Here is an 18272-nt window from a genome sequence, read left to right on the forward strand (position 1 = left end):
AGGTTGCGTCAAAAGCGATAGAGATAGCCGACGGAGACCGCTGACTGATTCGAGCGGTCAACCAGCGGGCTGTTCTTGATCTGCTTGCCCAACTGCGTGGCGCTGACATCGACAAACACCGACTGGTGGGGATCGATCGCATAGCCGATGCGAAGTCCGACTTCCGTGTTGACGGTCGAAGCGCCGAGGTATGCCGGACGTCCGGGCCAGCTTTCCTCGGTACGCACGCCGTAGTAGTAGTCGACGTATTTCTTGTCCAGCCAGTGGGCCTCGATGCGCGGTGTCAAGGTGAAGTCGCCCGCGCGAAAATCGCGCTGCACGCCGAGCCGAAACTGCTGGCCCTTGCTCTTGCCCGAGGCGTCGCCGAGCCACTCCGCCGAGACGTCGGCAATCTCGTTGCGCCAAGTGACGCCGGCGCCGAGCCAGACGCTGCTCTTGCGCTCCTGCATGCCTTGCAGAATGGGCGCGTCGCTCGGCTCGTAGCCTCCGAGGCCATACCGGGCGCGCAGGCCGAAGGACAAGGATGAATTGGAGCCCAGCTCAACCTTCGGCAGCTTGAGTTCCGCGCCTGCGCCAAGCACCCGCACATAGCGGTTTTCATAGTAAATGAGGGGAATGCCCTGGCTCTTGGTGCCCGCGCCGGTATATGGCTGCTGCTTGGCACCGGCGGCAATGCCGATGCCCCATCGAGAGGCGTCGGCCGATTGCCCAGGCTGCGACTCCGCGGCAGCCGGGGGTTGATCGAGGCTGCTGTTCTGCGCCCACGCAGCGGGCAAAGCCAGCGCCAGCGAAACACCAAAAAGCAAGGGAGGAAAAACAGGGAAGACAGGAGTCGAAGACGCACGCGGCATGGCGGAGCCAATCAGGGTTGTAAGGGAGGCCCCGATCGTCGACGCGATAGTCTTACCGAACTCTTACCGGCACCGGCGGAGGGCCCCAAGGCCGCTTGCATGCGACTGGCTCGCGAAGCGTGCGAACCCGCAGTTGCACCAGGAATGAGGATCATCCTTGGCCCGAGCCGTAAGCATCGATGTCGTGAATGAGCTTGGCTTCGTACATCCGGTCAAGGTCTTGCTCTTCGTGGCTGAACACGACGCGACTGCGCTCCGATGTCATGTAAGCCATCAGGTACATCACCGTCTTGCCCACATCCTTGCTGACGAGACGTGCAACGCATAGCAGCGGCGAGCCGACCTCTACATGCAAGCTCGCTGCCACATGAGGATCTGCGGCAACAGCAGAAATTTCCTCGGTCACGTATCGAAACCGCACGCCCTCGGACAACAGTATTTCGGTGATCGAACGTCTCTCGAGCGTGTCATTCTTGATGGTGCCCGCGTATTCCGGCATCACCCAGGAGTCGACGAAGAGCAGGGGGACACCGGATATGGAGCGAAGACGGCTGGCGTACATCACCTGCGCATCTTCGGCCAGCCCCATGGCCGCCGCTACCAGGGGTGGTGGCGAGCACTTCGATACCTCCAGAACGGTGACCTTTGTCTGCTTCGACCGTTTCGCCAGCGATTCCGTGAACGTGGAGCCGGTGCGGTTCTGAGGCTTGGCAGCTGTTTGCTTGACGAAGGTGCCTCGTCCGAGGCGCTTCTCCAGCCATCCTTCTTCCACCAGGTCCGCTACCGCGCGCCGCACCGTGATGCGCGAGACACCAAATGACTGGCATAGCTGATCCTCGGTGGGGATCGAGTCGCCTTCCCTGTAGGCGCCGCGCCTGATCTGTTCCCGAAGAGCCAGGAACAGTTGGCGATGCAAGAGGTCACCGCGTTCGCGGCGAAGGATCACTGACATTGTGTCTTCTCGACTCATCTCGTGGCTGAAGGTTGCATTGTCAGGGAGGTCTGCCGCGCGTCTCGATACGCCTCGCAGGCGAGCAGCATGGGCCGTGTGGCCTCGCATCGATCGACGGAGCGGGTTTTTACCAACATGTGATTATGACATCATGCTTGCATAATACCTCCACCGATCTGTGAGCGGCTCAGGCGCTTGGCATTCGGTCCACAAATCCAGATTCGTCCGCCAGAGGAGACACTTTGAAAAACGGAACGATCGGGCGCCGCATGGCGGTCGCGGGGGTGCTACGCTTGCCGTGAGTGGCATTGCATTTGCGCAAATGAGCAGCGTGCAAATCTATGGCCGGATCTCTGCCGGCATCTCGCACACGACCGATCAAACCCGCGCCAGGACCGAGCTCGGCAACTACTTGCTGAATGGGTCCTATCTTGGGTTTCGCGGCAGCGAGGACCTCGGCGGAGGCCTGACAGCGATCTTCCGTCTCGAGACCAATATCGACTCGGACACCGGTGAGGTGGGTTCCCGAGGGAAGTTCTGGCATCGCGAATCGACCGTCGGCCTTGCCAACGAGGCGTTCACGCTCACGCTCGGTCGCCAGTTCCATGCCTCGACGGACCGTGTCACTCGGAGCCTGGATGTCTTCAGTGTCAGCGGGGCGAGCCTGCACGTCACGCCGCTGGCGCTTTTCGGTGTCAACAAGTTCGCAGGCAACGACTCGCGCAGCGACGACGTCATCAAGGTCCGGTGGGCCGGCCCGGCGGGAATCACCGCGGCCTTGAGCGCCGCGCCGAATGAAGGTTCCGGCCGAAGCATGGCTTTCGACCTGGCCCAGATCACCAATGTCTACACCATTGCCCTTTACGGCGTCACCTTCAGGTCGCCGACGCTTGCGGCAACCGGTCGACATCCCGAACACACGGTACTCGGTGCAGGCGGTCAGCTTCGCCTGGGCAGCAGTGCGCGCCTCTACCTGAACGTGGCGCGGGCCACGCTCGACGGTTCTGCGATCGGGCGACCGGAACAGACCAACACGCTGATCACACCAGGCTTCCGATACGACATGGCGCCGTTCATCTTCAAGTTCTCGTACACGCTGGACAACGGCAAGAACGTCAACAACATGGCAGGGCGTGACGGCAAGAAGAAGACCGCGATTGCCGCCGTGGACTATCAACTCTCCCGGCGCACGGCACTGAGCTTTTCGCTCTTCAGCAACTCCTTCTCGGACGGGTACAGGCTCGACCCCGTCAACATTGCCGGACTGAGCCGGGACCCGTCGCGTGCTTCCACTTCCGGCTATGCCATCGGGGTCCGTCACGACTTCTGAGTTCCTTCGTTCGGCCTGAGCGGACAGACCCGCCCAGGGCGAAACGACCTTCCAATCGTTTGAAAAGAAAGACAGTCATGGCCCTGCAAGGCAGTGTGAAAGTAATGGTGCCCTGCGGCTCCCTTTGGGTCAGGGGTCCGCGAGAGCGAAATTGAATACGGGCTTGCCAAGGGCGCCAATGTCATTGCTACGGACGCTGGTTCAACCGACAGTGGCGCAGCCTACCTCGCCCTCGGCAAATCCAAGAACAACCGCGGTGCGGTCAAGCGCGACTTGGGCATCCTGCTGCGCGCGCACGCCAAGACGGGCATCCCGATCATCGTCGGCACGGCGGGCCAGGCGGGCGGAGATCTCAACGTCGACTGGACCCGCGACATTCTTCTGGAGCTCGTGCAGGAGCTCGGCATCTCGCCGAAGATCGCGCTGCTGTACTCCGAACAGGAGAAGGCAAGCCTGAAGGCCTTCAACCGACAAGGCAAGGTGCGGCCATTGCCGCCGCTGGGCCCGCTGGAGGATTCGGCCATCGAAGCCTGCGAGCACATCGTCGGCCTGATGGGCGTGGAGCCTTTCATCGCCGCGCTTGAGGCGGGCGCGGACATCGTCATCGGCGGCAGGTCCACCGACACGGCCGTGCTGGCCAGCTATCCGATCTGGAAGGGCGCGCCGTGGGGAGCCTCGTGGCACGCCGGCAAGATTGCCGAATGCGGCGCGCAGTGCTGTCTCAATCCTGCCGACGGAGCCGGGGTTCTGCTGACCATCGATGGTGGCGGCTTCGAGGTGGAGCCCTTGTCCACGTCCAACCGTTGCACGCCGCACAGCGTGTCCAAGCACATGCTGTATGAAAACAGCGACCCGCACTATCTCCACGAACCCGGTGGGATCCTAGACGTCACCGGAGCGGTGTATGCGCAGCGCGGCGAACGCACGGTCCGCGTGGAAGGTGCCAAGTGGGTGACGCAGCCCTACACGATGAAGCTCGAAGGCGCGGCCGCTGGAAACTACCAGACGCTGATGCTCATCGGCATCCAGGATCCCGACGTTCTCAACAACGTCAACGCATTTCACGACCGCTTGCTGGAGGCGCTTTACGAACGCACCCGCAAGTCGATTCCGGCGGACGAGCTCGGTGAATTCCATATCTCGCTTCGCATGTATGGCTGGAACGCCGTGACTGGCGATGTGCCGGTGAACGTTCCACCGCCACGGGAGATCGGCGTGCTGCTGGTTGCGACGGCCAGGACCCAGGAGCTGGCCAACGCGATCGCTCATGCATGCAACCCCTACTTCTTCCACTATCCGATGGTGATGAACAAGGAACTGCCGAGCTACGGCTTCGCCTTCAGCCCGGCCGACGTTCCTCGCGGCCAGGTCTTCGAATTCAAGCTCAACCATGTTGTCGCCGTCGACGACCCGCTGTCACTGGTCCGCATGGTCTGGCCGGACTACACGGATCGAAAGGCCATTGGGGCCGCAACGGAACCTGGAAGGAACTGAGTCATGCCCAAGCTTCGTGAAGTCTGTCACCACATCCGCTCCAAGGTCGCCGGCCCGTTCTGGGTCACGGTGGACCTGTTCTTCGACGGGGAGGCAAAGTACAGAAAGTACCGCGACTGCGAAGAACTGTCCGCGGACCTCTTCCATCGGCTGTATGGCGTGGACCCGAGCCTGGTCAAGCGCATTCCGGTCGACTCGCTGCATGTCCTGAAGATCTCCTTTCCCCGTGCCAGCCCTCAAGGGGGAATGGTCGAGCGCGACATGCACTCCGGTCAGCAATACGTGCGATTGCTCGACATCGAACTGAACTAGGCGGCAGGCCCGGGAGGCGTGCTGCTCGACGACGTGAGTCCGCGATGACAAGGAAGAAGGAGACAGAGATGAACCAACACCACGCGCAGCAAAGGCGGAAATTCGTTGCGGCTGCGCTTGGCAGCGCGATGCTGGGCACCGCATGGGGTTCAAGCTATCCGGACAAGCCCATCAAGATGGTCCTTCCGGTCTCGCCCGGCTCCGCCATCGACACGACCGCGCGGCGGCTTGGCCCCGTGCTCGAAGGCCCGCTCGGCCAGCCGTTGGTCATCGACAACCGGCCAGGTTCTGCAGGCTTGATCGCGACCGCGCAGTTGGTTCGCAGCCCCGCTGACGGCTACACGCTGGCCATCGTGGCCTCGACCCATTGCATCACGCCGCATCTCTACAAGGCCAGCTTCCATCCTGTTCAGGACGTGCAGCCTGTCGTCGCACTCACCTCGGGTCCGCTGATCTTCGTCGTGCATGCAAGCCTGCCCGCCAAGGACGTCCAGCAGTTCGTCTTGTATGCCCGTTCGCTTCCGGAGAAGCAGTCGGTCGCGATGGGCAACCCCGGCAACGGTACGCCGCTCCACATCGCGGGCGCGCTGATGTCGCTAAAGGGCGGGTTCAAGGCACTCCATGTCGCATACAAAGGCATCGGTGCGTTCTCGACGGATCTGGCTGGCGGCCAGGTCGTGGCGGGGTTCCTTCCGCTGGTGGCCGCGGCGCCGCTGATCAAGTCCGGCCAGATCAGGGCCCTGGGCGTCAGCACGCTCAAGCGGCCGGCGGCATTGCCCGACGTGCCCACGCTGGCGGAGTCCGGGCTTCCAGACTTCGAGGTCGACGGCTGGTTGGCGCTGATTGCGCCGAAGGGAACGCCCTCGGCGATCGTCCAACGCCTCAATGGCGAATTCAACGCCGCACTTCGCACGCCGGAGTTCGAGCGTTTTGTCGCCGACAGCGGTGGTGCCGTCATCGGAGGCACGGTCAAGGACTGCGAGAGCCTGTTCCAGCGCGATTTCGCCGAGTACGGCCGGCTGATCGCCCAAGCCGGCATCAAGGCCGATTGAGCGCTGCGGCATCCGCATCGACCTCGGCAAGTCCACTCGCGACACCATGCCACGCAAGAGAATCCTCCAATGGGCGCTGCTGATGGCGGGCGCGGGCGCGTCTGTCGTGCTGCTGCGCGCATTCCATGTTCCCGGTGCGGTGCTGTTGGGGCCGATGCTCGTGGCCGTCGGTTTTGCGCTGAGCGGGGCGGGCCTGGAGCTGAAGCCCGGCATCTTCCTGCCCGTTCAAGCGGTTCTCGGCTGCATGGTCGCCTCCGTCGTCAGCCGGGACCTGCTGCAGCTGATTGCGGACCACTGGATGGTGGTGTTGGCAGTGAACGTGCTGAGCGTTGTTGCTGCAGGTGTCATTGCCGTGGTGTTCACGCGCAATGGCTGGTTGCCGGGTCAGTCCGCGATATGGGGACTGTCTCCCGGTGCGGCCTCGACCATGATGATGCTGGGAGAAGAGCGAGGGGCAGACCCCGGGTGATCGCCCTGATGCAGCACCTTCGCATCGTCGTCGTGACACTGACGGCCGTCGCGGTTGCGGGGCTTGTCGGGGCGAGTGGCGGACCTGCCGCTTCGCCGCGGGCGACCGTGTTCCTCCCCGGTGCGGTGTCTGCCGATGTGATCGCGATCCTGGCAGCGCTCACCGCCGCAGGCGTTGCCGTCGCCATGGCAACCAAGTGGCGGCAGGCAGCGTTCTGGCTGCCCCTCGTCGTGGGCAGCGGATTGCACCTGGCACACCTGGGCACCGTGCAGATTCCGGTGACCGTCGCGGCCGTCGCGTTCGCCTTCGGCGGCTGCTATGCGGGGCTGCGCTTCAACAGGAAGGTGCTGCTCGACAGCCTTCACCTGATGCCGGCGATGCTCCTCGGAATCCTTTTGATGACCGGCTCGTGCATCGCGCTGATGTGGCCGATTCTTCGCTCGTTCGGAGGCATCGATGCGCTCACGGCCTTCCTCGCCATCATGCCCGGGGGCATCGATGCCGCCGTGGCAGTGGCGCATGGCATGCATGCCTCGGTGCCGGTGATTCTTGCGGTGCAGGTGATGCGGCTCATTGTCGTCACGATCCTCGCGCCCCAGATGGCGCGGCTCGCGTCCAGATGTTGCAAACCCAGGTAACTCGGATGAAGAACAAGAAAAGCGCTCGAGCGTGTCTGGAACTCCCTCTTTGCCACAGGCGCGGCCGCCACCACAACGCTGAAAAGGTATCAAGCAATGGCCACCCGAAATCCTGAAATCAACCGCTTCAACAAGAAGGCTGCGTTCTTCGTGGCACTGGCGATGTTCGCCCAAGAGTCGGTCTGGAACTTCTACGATGCGCAGGTTCCCGCCTCGCTCAGGCAGTACATCAGCAGCGCTGCTGTCATCGGCCTGCTGATGGGCGTGGACAACCTGCTCGGAATCTTCGTCCAGCCCTGGATGGCGCACATGTCCGACCAGCACAAGGTCAAGGGCGGCAACCGCTTTCGCTTCCTGCTCATCGGTGCACCCGTGGCCGCGGTTCTCTTCGCGCTGATTCCCTGGGCCGTCTCCTTCGAGATGCTGCTGGTCGCGATGATCGGCTTCGCATTCGTCGCCAACGGGTTCAAGTCCATCGCGGAGTCGCTCACGGCCGACTACCAGGCACCGAACCATCGAAGCAAGGGCAACGCGGTGGCCCGCATCGGCGTGGCGCTGACGATCCTCGCGTCGGCCGCCATCAGCTTCATCGTGGTGGACAAGGATTTGCGGCTGGCATTCTTCATTCCGGCAGTGCTCCTGGTCATCGGCATGTACATCGCGTGCAGGGGGCTTTCCTCGCAAGTGGCGCACAGCCCGGTGCAGGACGCCGACGATCACGCGCAGCTCAATCTCAAGGAGCTGGTGCTGGATGTCTTCACTTCACCCGACAAGCGCCGGCTGCTGGTCCTGCTTGCCGTGTTCGGCGCGAACGGCACCTGGACCGCGATCCGCTCGCAGCTGACGCCCTATGTGATGGAGGTGCTGGACCTTTCGCGCGGCACCGCGGGCTCCATCGGCTTCCCGGCCGGGATTGCGTTCCTCGTGGCCGCAATACCGGTGGCCATCATTGCCGATCGCACGAGCCGTGCCGTGGTCTGCATGCTCGGCATGATCGTCGTCGCCCTCGGCTGCGTGGCCGTCTTCTTCGCGACGAGCACGGTGCAGGTCGCGGCGGCCATGGCATTGGTCGCGGTCGGATGGGCCGCCTTCGCGATCAATGCGGTCGCGATCCTCTGGAGCATCGTGCCGAACCAGAGATACCTCGGCACCTACACGGGCATGTACTGGACCGCCGCGGCCATCGGCCAGACGCTGATGCCGGCCTTCCTCGGCCTGCTGGTCGACCTGACCGCATGGCGCTACATGATGCTGCATGCCGCCGTGCTGTCTTGCCTGTCCGCATTGCTGATGCTGAAGGTCGTGCGCGGTTCCGCGCCGCGGCCTCGCGAACAGGTGGAGGGCGCCTGAGCCTCGTCATGAAGCAGTTCGAATTCACGACGCTGAAGCTCTTCATGGCGGTCGCCGATGGAGGCAGCCTGACGGCGGCCGCCGACAAGTGCAACATCGCCATTGCCGCGTTGAGCAAGCGGATCTCCGACCTCGAGGCATCGGCCGGCACGCGCTTCTTCGAGCGGCGGGCCCGAGGCATGTCGCTCACGCCGGCCGGCCGGGCGCTGCTGCAGCATGCGCGCGAGATCATCTACGGCGTCGAGCGCATGCAAAGCGACCTGCTGCTCTATTCCCGCGGCATCCACGGACTGCTGCGGATCGCGGCGACCGCATCGGCCGTCGCGGAGTTCCTTCCGCAGGAGCTGCAGTCGTTCTCGCACGCACACCCCGGCGTTGCCATCGACCTGTCGGAAGGCACGAGCCAGAAGGTCGTGGAGGCGGTGCTGGACGGGCGGGCCGACCTCGGGATCTTTCTGGAGCCGGTCGCGGGCAGCGGGTTGGTCACGTTTCCGTACCGCCGCGACGCCCTCTGCATCGTCGTGCCCAGGGGCCACGCGCTCGCGGGGCGGGGACGCGTTCGATTTGCAGACACCCTGGACTACGACCACATCGGCACCCAGACCCAGAGCTCGCTGAGCCAGAAGCTCATGGCCGAGGGCGGTGTGGACTACCGCGTTCGCATCCGTGTCGGCAGCGTCGATGCGGCCTGCAGGATGGTCCATGCGGGGCTGGGAATCTGCATCGCGCCGAGGCTGATCGTCGAGAACTACCAGGACTGCTTCTCGATCGCGCTCATCGAGCTCGACGAGCCCTGGGCCGCGCGCCAGATGCGGGTGGGCGCGCGCTCGAAGCAGGGCCTCAGCGGCGCGGCCCGGGCCTTTCTGCGCTGCTGCGTCGAGGCAGGCGAGGCGGAGCTTTCGCGTAGCGCGAAAGACCTGTCGCACGAAGCTAAACACGCCGGCGCGCCCCATTCCTACGATCCAGTCTTTGCCAATGAAGACCCGGAGACAGCGCATGAATGAGCAAGCAGATGGCATCGATGCCATCACCTTGGAGATCTGGTGGAGCCGGCTCGTGGCGATCGTCGACGAGGGCGCGACCGCGCTTCTTCGCACGGCCTTCTCGACGATCGTTCGGGAGTCCAACGACTTTGCCACCGTGCTGACGAACCTGCGCGGAGAGTCGATCGCCGAGTGCAGCGGCGGCATCCCGGCCTTCGCGGGCATCATCCCGCGGACGGTCCGGGCCATGCTCGAGAAGTTTCCGCTCGGAACATGGCGCGAAGGCGATTGCGTCCTTACCAACAATCCCTGGATCGCCACCGGGCATCTGCCGGACATCACGGTCGTGAGCCCGGTGTTCCACCAGGGGCGCATCGTCGGCTTCGCCGGCTGCGCCGCGCACTCGCCTGACGTCGGCGGCAACCTGTCGGCCACCTGTCGGGATCTTTTCGAGGAAGGCGTGTGCATTCCGCCGATGCATCTGTATAGCGCCGGCGAACGCAACGAGCCCTTCTTGGAGCTGTTCCTGAGCAACGTGCGGCTGCCGGAGCAGGTGCTCGGCGATCTGGAGGCCCAGTGCACGGCGAACCGGGTCTGCTGCGAACGCGCGGCCGACTTCCTGCACGACAGCGGCGAGCCCGACTTCGAACGCCTTGCCGCGGCCGTGCTGGACAAGGCCGACGCGGCGATGCGCAAGGCGATCGCGGCCATTCCCGATGGCCACTATGTCTCGGCCATCAAGGCCGACGGTTTTCCGGGGCATCCGACCCGCATCCAATGCGCGATCACCGTCGCGGGCGACAGCATGGTGGTGGACTACGACGGCACTTCGGCGCAGGTCGACAAGGGCACGAACTGCACGATCAACTACACGCGGGCCTACTCGGTCTACCCGATCAAGTGCGCGGTGGATCCGCTCACGCGCAGGAACGAGGGCTCCTACAGGGCCATCGAGGTACGGGCGCCCGAGCGCAGCATCGTGAACGCGCAATACCCGGCGGCAGTCGCCGCGCGCCACCTGACCGGGCATCTGCTTTCATGCGCGATCTACCAGGCCCTCGGCCAGGTCATTCCGCAACAGGTCATTGCCGACAGCGGCGGCGCACCGGCCTTCCGGCTGGGCTTCGCAGGCGTGAACGATGCGGGCGAGCGCTTCGGCCAGATCCTGTTCGCCAGCGGCGGCATGGGTGCGTCGGTCAGGCAGGATGGCCTCTCCACGACGGCCTTTCCGACCAACTCGGGTGCCGGAAGCATCGAGGCGCTCGAGGCGGTGGTGCCGCTGCTCGTCACGCGCAAGGAGTATCGGCAGGACTCCGGTGGCCCCGGCCGCTTCCGCGGCGGCCTGGGCCAGGAGTGCATCGTCCAGAGCCTTGCGGCGCGGCCCGTGATGATGGGGATGCTCGGCGACCGAGAGTCGCATCCCGCGCTGGGCCTGCACGGCGGCATGCCGGGTGCGGTGGCACAGGTGATCCTGCCCGACGGCTCCTCTGCGAGCCTCAAGTCGCAATTCACGCTGAGGCCCGCGGGCCGCGTGGTGATCCGGTTTGCCGGCGGGGAGGGTTCGGGAATCCGGCGCAGCGGGACATCGCCGCAGTGGTGGCAGACGTGGCGGATGGCTTCGTCTCCGCGGAGCAGGTCCGCGAGGTCTATCCGCAGGCCTCCGGGCAGTTGCATGGAGATGGACGATGAAGCGCAGCACCCGCATCGGGGTCGACATCGGCGGCACTTTCACCGACTTCGTGCTGCACGACGAATCGCGCGGCATCACGCGTATCGGCAAGCGCCTGACCACGCCCGACGCGCCGAGCAGGGCCATCGTGGAGGGCATCGAGCGGCTGCTGGCCGAGACGAACACCGATGCGGCCCAGATCGGCAGCATCATTCACGGGACCACGCTGATTACCAATACCGTGCTGGAGCGCACGGGCGCCAAGGTCGGGCTGCTGTGCACCGAGGGCTTTCGCGATGTTCTCGAAATGGGACGCGAGAGTCGCTACGACGTCGATGACCTCTTCCTGCCCCCGGTGCCCGTCATCGTTGCGCGACGGCTGCGCCGACCGGTGCGCGGCCGGCTGCTGGCCAGCGGCATCGAGCATGAGCCGCTGAACCTCGACGACGTGGTCCGCGAGGTGCGGTGGCTCGTGGAGTCGGAGCGGATCGAAGCGCTGGCAATCGCGTTCATGCACGCGCACCGCAATCCCGTGCACGAGCAGCGCGCGCTTGAGGCGGTCCGCGCGCTCTACCCGCGCCTGCTGGTGACCCTGTCGTCGGAGGTCGCGCCGGAAATCCGCGAGTACGAGCGCACGAACACCGCCTGCGTCAACGCCTACGTGCAGCCTCGCGTCCATGCCTACCTGGGCCGGCTTGCGAGCGACCTGGCAGGCGTCGGTTTCGAGGGCGAGCTCTACATCATGCTGTCCGGTGGTGGCATCACGACGGTCGAGGACGCCCGCCGCTTCCCGGTGCGCCTGATCGAGTCCGGCCCCGCGGCGGGTGCGATGGCCGCGGCGTTCGTCGCGCGCCAGGTCGGCGAAGACCGCATGATTTCCTTCGACATGGGAGGGACCACCGCGAAGATGTGCCTGATCGAGCACGGCAAGCCCAACCTCAAGCATGAGTTCGAAGCCGGCCGCATCCGCAAGTTCAAGCAGGGCTCGGGCCTGCCGCTGAAGCTCACGGTGGTCGATCTGATCGAGATCGGCACCGGAGGCGGTTCCATCGCCGCCATCGATGTCAACGGGCTCATGAAGGTCGGACCGCGAAGCGCAGGCGCGGAGCCGGGGCCGGTCGCCTACGGGCGGGGCGGCACCGAGCCCACGGTCACCGATGCTGATCTGGTGCTCGGCTATCTGAATCCGAAGTTCTTCCTGGGCGGCGAGATGGACCTGTCGCTGGAAGCCGTCAGAAGGGCGATGCAGGAGCGTCTCGGCGACCGTCTCGGCATCGACGCGATGGATGCGGCCCGGGGCATCCAGGCCATCGCCAACGAGACCATGGCTGCGGCAACGCGCATGCACCTCGCCGAGAAGGGCAAGGACCCGCGGGCGCACTCGCTCATTGCGTTTGGCGGTGCGGGCGCCGTGCACGGCTATGCGCTTGCGCGCCTGCTCAAGGTTGCGCGCCTCATCGTGCCGATGGGGGCGGGCGTCATCTCCGCGCTGGGGTTCCTTGTCGCAGCACCTGCCGTGGACGAGGTGCGCGGCTACCTGACACGCCTGGACGGCGCCGACTGGCCGGTGGTGAACGCCTTGTTTGCCCAGATGGAGGCCGCGAGCCGTGATCTGCTGGCCGGCGCCGCGCTCGGCGACGGCGAAATTGCGATCTGCCGGCAGGCCGACATGCGCTATGTCGGCCAGGGCTTCGATGTCACCGTGGACCTTCCCGACGGACCGCTCGATGCCTCCAGGGTCCAGGAGGTCAAGGATGCGTTCAACGCCGCCTACCTCGCGCGCTTTGGCCGTGTGGTCAAGGGCGTGGCCATCGAAGCCGTCAACTGGCGACTCCAGGCATCGCTGCCGGCGCAGGACATCACCTTGGCCTACTCCTGCGTGCAAGGCGAGGCGCTGCGCGGCGAACGGGACGTGTACTTCGACGGTTACGGCTTCAGGAGGGCGCGGGTCTATGACCGCTATGCGCTCGCGCCAGGTGTGCGAATCGCCGGCCCGGCGGTGGTCGAGGAAAGGGAGTCGAGCTGCAGCTTCGGCCCCGACTGCAGCTTCACGGTCGACCGCTTCTTCAACCTGGTCGTCGACATCGACCACGGCCCACGCGCCGCCGCGCAGGCAAAGGCCGAACCGAGCATGGAGGACGCGAGGTGAGCGATCAAGCGAGGCGGACCGTGGTGGTCACGCAGCGGTTCTTCGATGACGAGACCGTTGGCTATCTGAATTCGCACCGATGCGAGGTCCGCCTCGCCGAGCTGCCGCCCGGCGAGGCCGATGGGGAACTCACGGAGGGCGCCCTCGTGCAGATGCTGGCGGATGCCGACGGCTGGATCGTCGGCCATGCGCGGGTCACCCGGCAACTGCTGGGCCGGCTGCCCCGGCTGCAGGTCATTGCACGGCGCGGCGTGGGTCATGAACGGATCGACACCGGGGCCGTGGCCGAGCTCGGCAAGGTCGCCACGATTGCCGTCGGAGGCAACGACGCCTGTGTGGCCGACCATGCGCTGGCCCTGATGCTGGCCCTCAGCCATCGGCTGCGCGAATCGCAGATGCAGATGAACGCGGGCTCCTGGGCCATCCTGACCGGAGCCGACCTCTATCGGAAGACCGTGGGCATCGTCGGGCTCGGCCGCATCGGCCGCGGCGTCGTGCAGCGCCTGCGGGGCTTCGAGGCGCGGATTCTCGCGGTGACGGGAAGCCCCGACGAGGCATGGTCGCGGCAGATGGGCGTCGCGCATGTCGAACTCGACGAGCTGCTGGCCTCGAGCGACATCGTGAGCCTGCATGCGCCGCTCACACGCGCCACGCGCATGCTCATCGATGCCGCGGCGCTCGCGCGCATGAAGCCCACGGCCATCCTCGTCAACACGGCCCGCGGCGGCCTGGTCGACGACGCCGCGCTGCTCGATGCGTTGCAGGCCGGCCGCCTTGCCGGCGCTGGGCTGGATGTGTTCCAGAGCGAGTCCGACCCTTCCTGCATGGGCGTGACCAACGCGCTGATCGCACTGCCCAACGTCGTTGCGACGCCGCATTCGGGCGCATCCACGCGCGAGGGCCTGGTGCGTACGAACCGGATCGCGGCGCAGTGCGTCGTCGCGGTGCTGGAGAGCGGGGCGCCGCCGCCGGGTTGCCTGCTTGCCGACGGGCGCCAGCGCGCGGCAACGACATGAGCCTGCACACCGCTGGAGGCACCGGCAGGCCCGCAACAAGATTCTTCCGAACCAACGATAAGGCCCCTGCATGTCTGACCTGACGCTTGCGCGGCGCATCGCGCGCTATGCCATCGAATTTTCCGCCGACGACATTCCCGAAGCGGTGAATGCCTGTGTGCGCAGGCGGGTCGTCGACAGCCTGGCCTGCATCCTCGGCGCCTATGGCGCCGACCCGGTGAAGACCGCCCTGGCAGTGGCAGCCAGTACGCCGCAGCCGTCGTCCACCGTGTTCGGCACCCGCCTGCGCACGACACCTGAGCTGGCCGCGTTTGCCAACGGTGTCATGGTGCGCTTTCTGGACTACAACGATGGCTACATGGCGCGTGAGCCCGGCCATCCGAGCGACAACATTCCTGCATGCCTAGCAGTGGCGGAGGCCGAAGGAGCGACCGGCAGAGAGCTCATCGCGGCCATCGTGGTTGCCTACGAAATCCAGATGCGGCTGCAGGACGCCGCCAGCCTGAACAAGCGCGGCTGGGACCAGGCGAACTACATCAATGTCGCGATGGCCGCAGCGGCCTCGAGGCTGATGAAGCTCGACGAGGTGCGGACCGAGCAGGCGATCAACATCGCGCTCAGCGCGCACATTGCGATGCGCCAGGTGCGGTCGGGATCGCTGTCCGACTGGAAGGGCTGCTCGGCGGCGAACGCCGCGCGCAATGCGATCTTCGCCGCTACGCTCGCGCGCCACGGCATGACGGGGCCGGCTCCGGTGTTCGAGGGAGAGATGGGGTTCTTCAGGCAGGTGACAGGCGAGTTCGAGCTCGACGTCGGCAACTTCGGCGGCCGCGAGAACGCGCAGTTCGCGATCCTGCGCTCGCTCACCAAGACCTTTCCGACCAACGGTGAACTGCACACCGCGGTATGGGCGGGAATCGATCTGCGACAGAAGATCTCCGACATCGATGCCATTGCTGCGGTTCGCATCGAAACCTCGGAGTTCAACCTGCGGGTGCTCGCCGACACGCCCGAGAAGTGGCGGCCCCGGACACGGGAAACCGCGGACCACAGCCTGCCGTACAACGTGGCACGGGCGCTGCTGGATGGTGATATCACCATCGCGTCCTATTCGGCCGAGCGGATTGCCGATCCGCGCGCGCTTGCGCTCATGAGCAAGACGACGGTCAGCGAGGACGCTGCGCTGACGAAGCTGTTTCCCAAGCACCTAGCGAACCGGGTGACTGTCGAGCTGGCATCGGGTGAGGCATTCACCAGCGAGCGGATCAGCGGCCCCGGATCGCTGGAAACGCCAATGACCGACGAAGACTTCGAGCGGAAGTTTCGCCGCATGGCCGCGCCGCACATCGGCCGTGCCGCGCAGGACCACGTGCTCGAATTCGTCTGCGACCTGGCGAACCAGACGGCCTACGAGCCGCTGTTCGACGCCATGTCCAGCCAGCCCGAGGTGGTCGCTGCGTGGGAACAGGCATGAACGCGAATGCGCCCGACCGAAAGAAGAAAAGTGGTCGCGTCTCTGCGCGGCCGCACGCAATGTCTGCTGCGAGCACGCCTCGTGCCCGCTCGTCTCGTCAGATGATCTTGGGCCTGCTGGCCTTCATGACCGCTGCCGGCGCAGCGCTCGCCCAGGGACGACTGCCCATAGGGCCGGCAGCGGGCGACATGGCGCTGTCTCCCTTCTACCGCGTCGCCGACCTGTTGCCCGAGGCGCCGGGCGTGCTGCTGCGCGAGGAGCCGATGCCCGATCAGCCCGAGATCGATGCGGCCGGTGAAAGCCGGCGCATTCTCTATACGTCCACCGACGTGCGCTGGCAGTCGGGCCGAATTCCGGTCAGCGGCGCGCTCCATCTGCCTGCGGGCGAGGTCCCGGCGGCGGGCTGGCCCGTCGTGGCCTGGGCGCATGGGACCCTGGGCATTGCGGATGTATGTGCGCCCTCGTGGACCGGATTGCGCCCGCGCGACGCCCGGTACATCAACCGATGGCTCAAGGCCGGCTTCGCGGTGGTCGTCACGGACTACCAAGGGCTCGGCGGCCCCGGTCCGCATCCGTATCTGAACTGGCAGGCCGAGGGGCGGTCGGTGCTGGACTCGGTGCGGGCGGCCATCGCCGCGCGTCCTCGCCAGATATCGAACCGCGTCCTTCTCGCAGGCCAGTCCCAGGGCTCCGGGGCTGCCGTAGGGGCGGCGAGGCTCGCGCGGGAATACGCGCCGGAACTGAATGTGCTCGGTGCGGTGGCGACCGGGCTTGTCAGCACGTTCCCCGCCGGGCCGGTTTCGCAGCCGGTACGCAATTCGAGCAACATGTTCCTCGCCTTCGCTGCAGGCGGACTGCGCGACGATGGCCCCCGGATCGACGACATCGTCAGCAACAAGGGGCACCAGCTTCTCGAGGCGGCGCGCAGCGGCTGTACCGGCGACGTCATGAGGCTCGCGCGCAGGCTGCGTGTGGCCGACCTCGGCGAGGCCTTGTCGATCTCCCCGGAGCGCCTCGCAGAACTTCGCCTCCCGCTGACCGACATGCCGATGGGCAACATCGGCGTGCCGCTCTTCGTGGGCACCGGCCTGGCCGATGCCACGATCACCCCGGTGCGGCAGCATGCGGCCGTTGCGGCGCTTTGCGCCGCCGGCAACAACGTGACCTGGAGCCGCTATGAAGGCCACGGGCATGACGGCGCATTGCACGGGTCCTTCGACGACTCGCTGGCGTTCGCGCGTGCAGTTCTGGCGAAGAAGAAAATATCGAGCAACTGCGGGGAGATTGCGCCGCCCGGTGCTCCGGGGAAACGGCGGGAGGATCTCCCATTCAATGACGACTGAAGTCGTGTCAGAGACTCAAGGCGCAGCTGAGAACGGCATCGATGAATGATGCAGGGCGCCCAAGAACGAGAGGCGCGCGGCACGTGCGCTGCACGTCGAGATCAAGGTCGCCGGCTGCGCCGAGGGGTACTCGGAGTCATCAAGCTTGGCATCCGCCGCGGTGAAGACCTCCAGACATTGCTTCTTCAGAATTTTTCCTGATCTTCGAATTCTATGAACGCCTAACAGATTCAAGATGATCGAGTTTCGCCATCTCCGATGCTTCATTGCCGTTGCCGAGGAACTCAACTTTCGCCGTGCAGCTGAGCGGATTCACCTGGACCAGACACCACTCTCACGCACTATCCGCGATTTGGAAAACAAACTGGGCGTGGTGCTGTTCGAGCGGTCGTCGCGCAAGCTGGCTCTGACGCCCTCTGGTGAGAAGTTGCTTGAAGAGGCGAGGAAGCTCTTCATCAGGCTGCAGCGGATCAAGCGCGTTGTGCGCGAAATTGATGCCCGCTACCAAGATCCGCTTCGCATCGGCGTGGCCGATGGCATTGCCCAGCCCAGGCTCGCGGAGTGCTTCGCCAGTTGGCGCGCGCTGGCATCCAATATCCCGCTCGAGATCACGGAGATGCGCGCAGCCGAACTGGTGGCCGCGCTGAGGCGCGAGGAAGTCGATGTCGGGTTTTCTTTCGGCGTTCCGGACGACCACGCAATCGTGCAGGAAGCCGCTTGGTCCTATCCATTAGTGGCGCTGCTGCCGCCGCAGCATGAACTGGCAACGCGCGAGGTGCTTACGGTGTCCGAGCTTCTTGCCTGCCCAATGATCGCATGTGACCTTGGTCGTTTGCCTGGGCTCCGTCTGCAGATGGATGCTGTGCGACGGCAGTACGCAGACAAACCCATCATCGTAGGCGAAGCCCGGACGCTTGCCGGCTATGTCACTCGGGTGGCTACGGGTCTGGGCGTCGGAGTCGCCGACGCCGGCCATATGGCGACCTTGCGCCGCGCCGATATTGTCGTTGTGCCGCTGGCGGAAAGCATACACATCACGACCTGCGTGCTGCACAAGCGTCAGAGCCAGGGAGTGCACGACGCGCTGCAACGCTTCTTAGTGCACGCCAGAACGCTACGCTGATCGATGCGGCGTTCTGCCGCCCGCGAGATGCTGCGTCGCGCCAACGGCGTTGGACAGGCCGTCGATC

At 65.4% G+C, this 18272-nt stretch carries 13 protein-coding genes and 2 pseudogenes; 13 read left to right on the forward strand and 2 right to left on the reverse strand.

Features of this window, described 5'->3' with window-relative positions; all coding sequences use genetic code 11:
* Positions 1-8: 8 nt before the first annotated feature.
* Together M0765_RS19440 and M0765_RS19445 are read right to left on the reverse strand one after the other, a co-directional pair.
* Positions 9-806 (reverse strand): MipA/OmpV family protein, encoded by a 798-nt coding sequence (locus M0765_RS19440; protein ID WP_258505455.1) that lies wholly within the window; start codon positions 804-806, stop codon positions 9-11.
* Between the two features lie 196 nt (positions 807-1002).
* Positions 1003-1803, reverse strand: coding sequence for a GntR family transcriptional regulator (locus M0765_RS19445; RefSeq protein ID WP_258505456.1), 801 nt, complete (start codon positions 1801-1803; stop codon positions 1003-1005).
* Between the two features lie 298 nt (positions 1804-2101).
* On the opposite strand from M0765_RS19445, the gene M0765_RS19450 reads away from it, so the two are divergent.
* The 13 genes and pseudogenes from M0765_RS19450 to M0765_RS19510 all read left to right on the forward strand — a co-directional run bounded on the left by M0765_RS19450 (position 2102) and on the right by M0765_RS19510 (position 18205).
* Positions 2102-3133, forward strand: a complete 1032-nt coding sequence (locus M0765_RS19450) for a porin (protein ID WP_258505457.1) — start codon at positions 2102-2104, stop codon at positions 3131-3133.
* Between the two features lie 273 nt (positions 3134-3406).
* Positions 3407-4627, forward strand: a complete 1221-nt coding sequence (locus M0765_RS19455; RefSeq protein ID WP_258505459.1) for a DUF1446 domain-containing protein — start codon at positions 3407-3409, stop codon at positions 4625-4627.
* Between the two features lie 3 nt (positions 4628-4630).
* Entirely contained in the window at positions 4631-4939 is a 309-nt protein-coding gene (locus tag M0765_RS19460; protein WP_258505460.1) for a DUF4387 domain-containing protein, read from the forward strand.
* Between the two features lie 128 nt (positions 4940-5067).
* The gene (locus M0765_RS19465; protein WP_258505461.1) at positions 5068-5991 is read left to right on the forward strand and encodes a Bug family tripartite tricarboxylate transporter substrate binding protein; all 924 of its coding nucleotides are present in this window, start codon (positions 5068-5070) and stop codon (positions 5989-5991) included.
* A gap of 154 nt (positions 5992-6145) precedes the next feature.
* Positions 6146-7098, forward strand: a pseudogene (locus M0765_RS19470) (AbrB family transcriptional regulator).
* Between the two features lie 96 nt (positions 7099-7194).
* Entirely contained in the window at positions 7195-8448 is a 1254-nt protein-coding gene (locus M0765_RS19475; protein WP_258505462.1) for an MFS transporter, read from the forward strand.
* Positions 8449-8456: 8 nt separating this feature from the next.
* Positions 8457-9452 carry a LysR substrate-binding domain-containing protein gene (locus M0765_RS19480; RefSeq protein WP_258505464.1) on the forward strand — a complete coding sequence of 332 codons (996 nt, stop codon included), beginning with the start codon at positions 8457-8459 and terminating at the stop codon, positions 9450-9452.
* Positions 9445-10986 (forward strand): annotated as a pseudogene (locus M0765_RS19485) (hydantoinase B/oxoprolinase family protein); the annotation flags it as partial. The gene M0765_RS19480 and the pseudogene M0765_RS19485, both read left to right, overlap by 8 nt.
* Before the next feature lie 130 nt (positions 10987-11116).
* Positions 11117-13249, forward strand: a complete 2133-nt coding sequence (locus tag M0765_RS19490) for a hydantoinase/oxoprolinase family protein (protein ID WP_258505465.1) — start codon at positions 11117-11119, stop codon at positions 13247-13249.
* Complete coding sequence (locus M0765_RS19495; RefSeq protein ID WP_258505466.1) at positions 13246-14265, forward strand: phosphoglycerate dehydrogenase; 1020 nt, start codon at positions 13246-13248, stop codon at positions 14263-14265. The genes M0765_RS19490 and M0765_RS19495 overlap by 4 nt, the downstream gene beginning before the upstream one ends.
* Before the next feature lie 70 nt (positions 14266-14335).
* Positions 14336-15739: an MmgE/PrpD family protein gene (locus M0765_RS19500; protein ID WP_258505467.1), complete on the forward strand. Its 1404-nt coding sequence runs from the start codon at positions 14336-14338 to the stop codon at positions 15737-15739.
* Between the two features lie 101 nt (positions 15740-15840).
* Entirely contained in the window at positions 15841-17082 is a 1242-nt protein-coding gene (locus tag M0765_RS19505) for a lipase family protein (protein ID WP_258505468.1), read from the forward strand.
* Between the two features lie 235 nt (positions 17083-17317).
* Positions 17318-18205 carry a LysR family transcriptional regulator gene (locus M0765_RS19510; RefSeq protein WP_258505469.1) on the forward strand — a complete coding sequence of 296 codons (888 nt, stop codon included), beginning with the start codon at positions 17318-17320 and terminating at the stop codon, positions 18203-18205.
* Positions 18206-18272 lie beyond the last annotated feature (67 nt).

The sequence above is a fragment of the Variovorax sp. S12S4 genome (assembly GCF_023195515.1).
Classification (GTDB): Bacteria; Pseudomonadota; Gammaproteobacteria; order Burkholderiales; family Burkholderiaceae_C; genus Variovorax.

What these genes read in the sequence shown, in the direction of transcription:
- M0765_RS19490 (WP_258505465.1), top strand. Translation starts at nt 11,117, where the DNA reads ATGAAGCGCAGCACCCGCATCGGGGTCGACATCGGCGGCACTTTCACC.
- M0765_RS19510 (WP_258505469.1), top strand. Translation starts at nt 17,318, where the DNA reads ATGATCGAGTTTCGCCATCTCCGATGCTTCATTGCCGTTGCCGAGGAA.
- M0765_RS19505 (WP_258505468.1), top strand. Translation starts at nt 15,841, where the DNA reads ATGATCTTGGGCCTGCTGGCCTTCATGACCGCTGCCGGCGCAGCGCTC.
- M0765_RS19500 (WP_258505467.1), top strand. Translation starts at nt 14,336, where the DNA reads ATGTCTGACCTGACGCTTGCGCGGCGCATCGCGCGCTATGCCATCGAA.
- M0765_RS19465 (WP_258505461.1), top strand. Translation starts at nt 5,068, where the DNA reads ATGCTGGGCACCGCATGGGGTTCAAGCTATCCGGACAAGCCCATCAAG.
- M0765_RS19480 (WP_258505464.1), top strand. Translation starts at nt 8,457, where the DNA reads ATGAAGCAGTTCGAATTCACGACGCTGAAGCTCTTCATGGCGGTCGCC.
- M0765_RS19460 (WP_258505460.1), top strand. Translation starts at nt 4,631, where the DNA reads ATGCCCAAGCTTCGTGAAGTCTGTCACCACATCCGCTCCAAGGTCGCC.
- M0765_RS19445 (WP_258505456.1), bottom strand. Translation starts at nt 1,803, where the DNA reads ATGTCAGTGATCCTTCGCCGCGAACGCGGTGACCTCTTGCATCGCCAA.
- M0765_RS19475 (WP_258505462.1), top strand. Translation starts at nt 7,195, where the DNA reads ATGGCCACCCGAAATCCTGAAATCAACCGCTTCAACAAGAAGGCTGCG.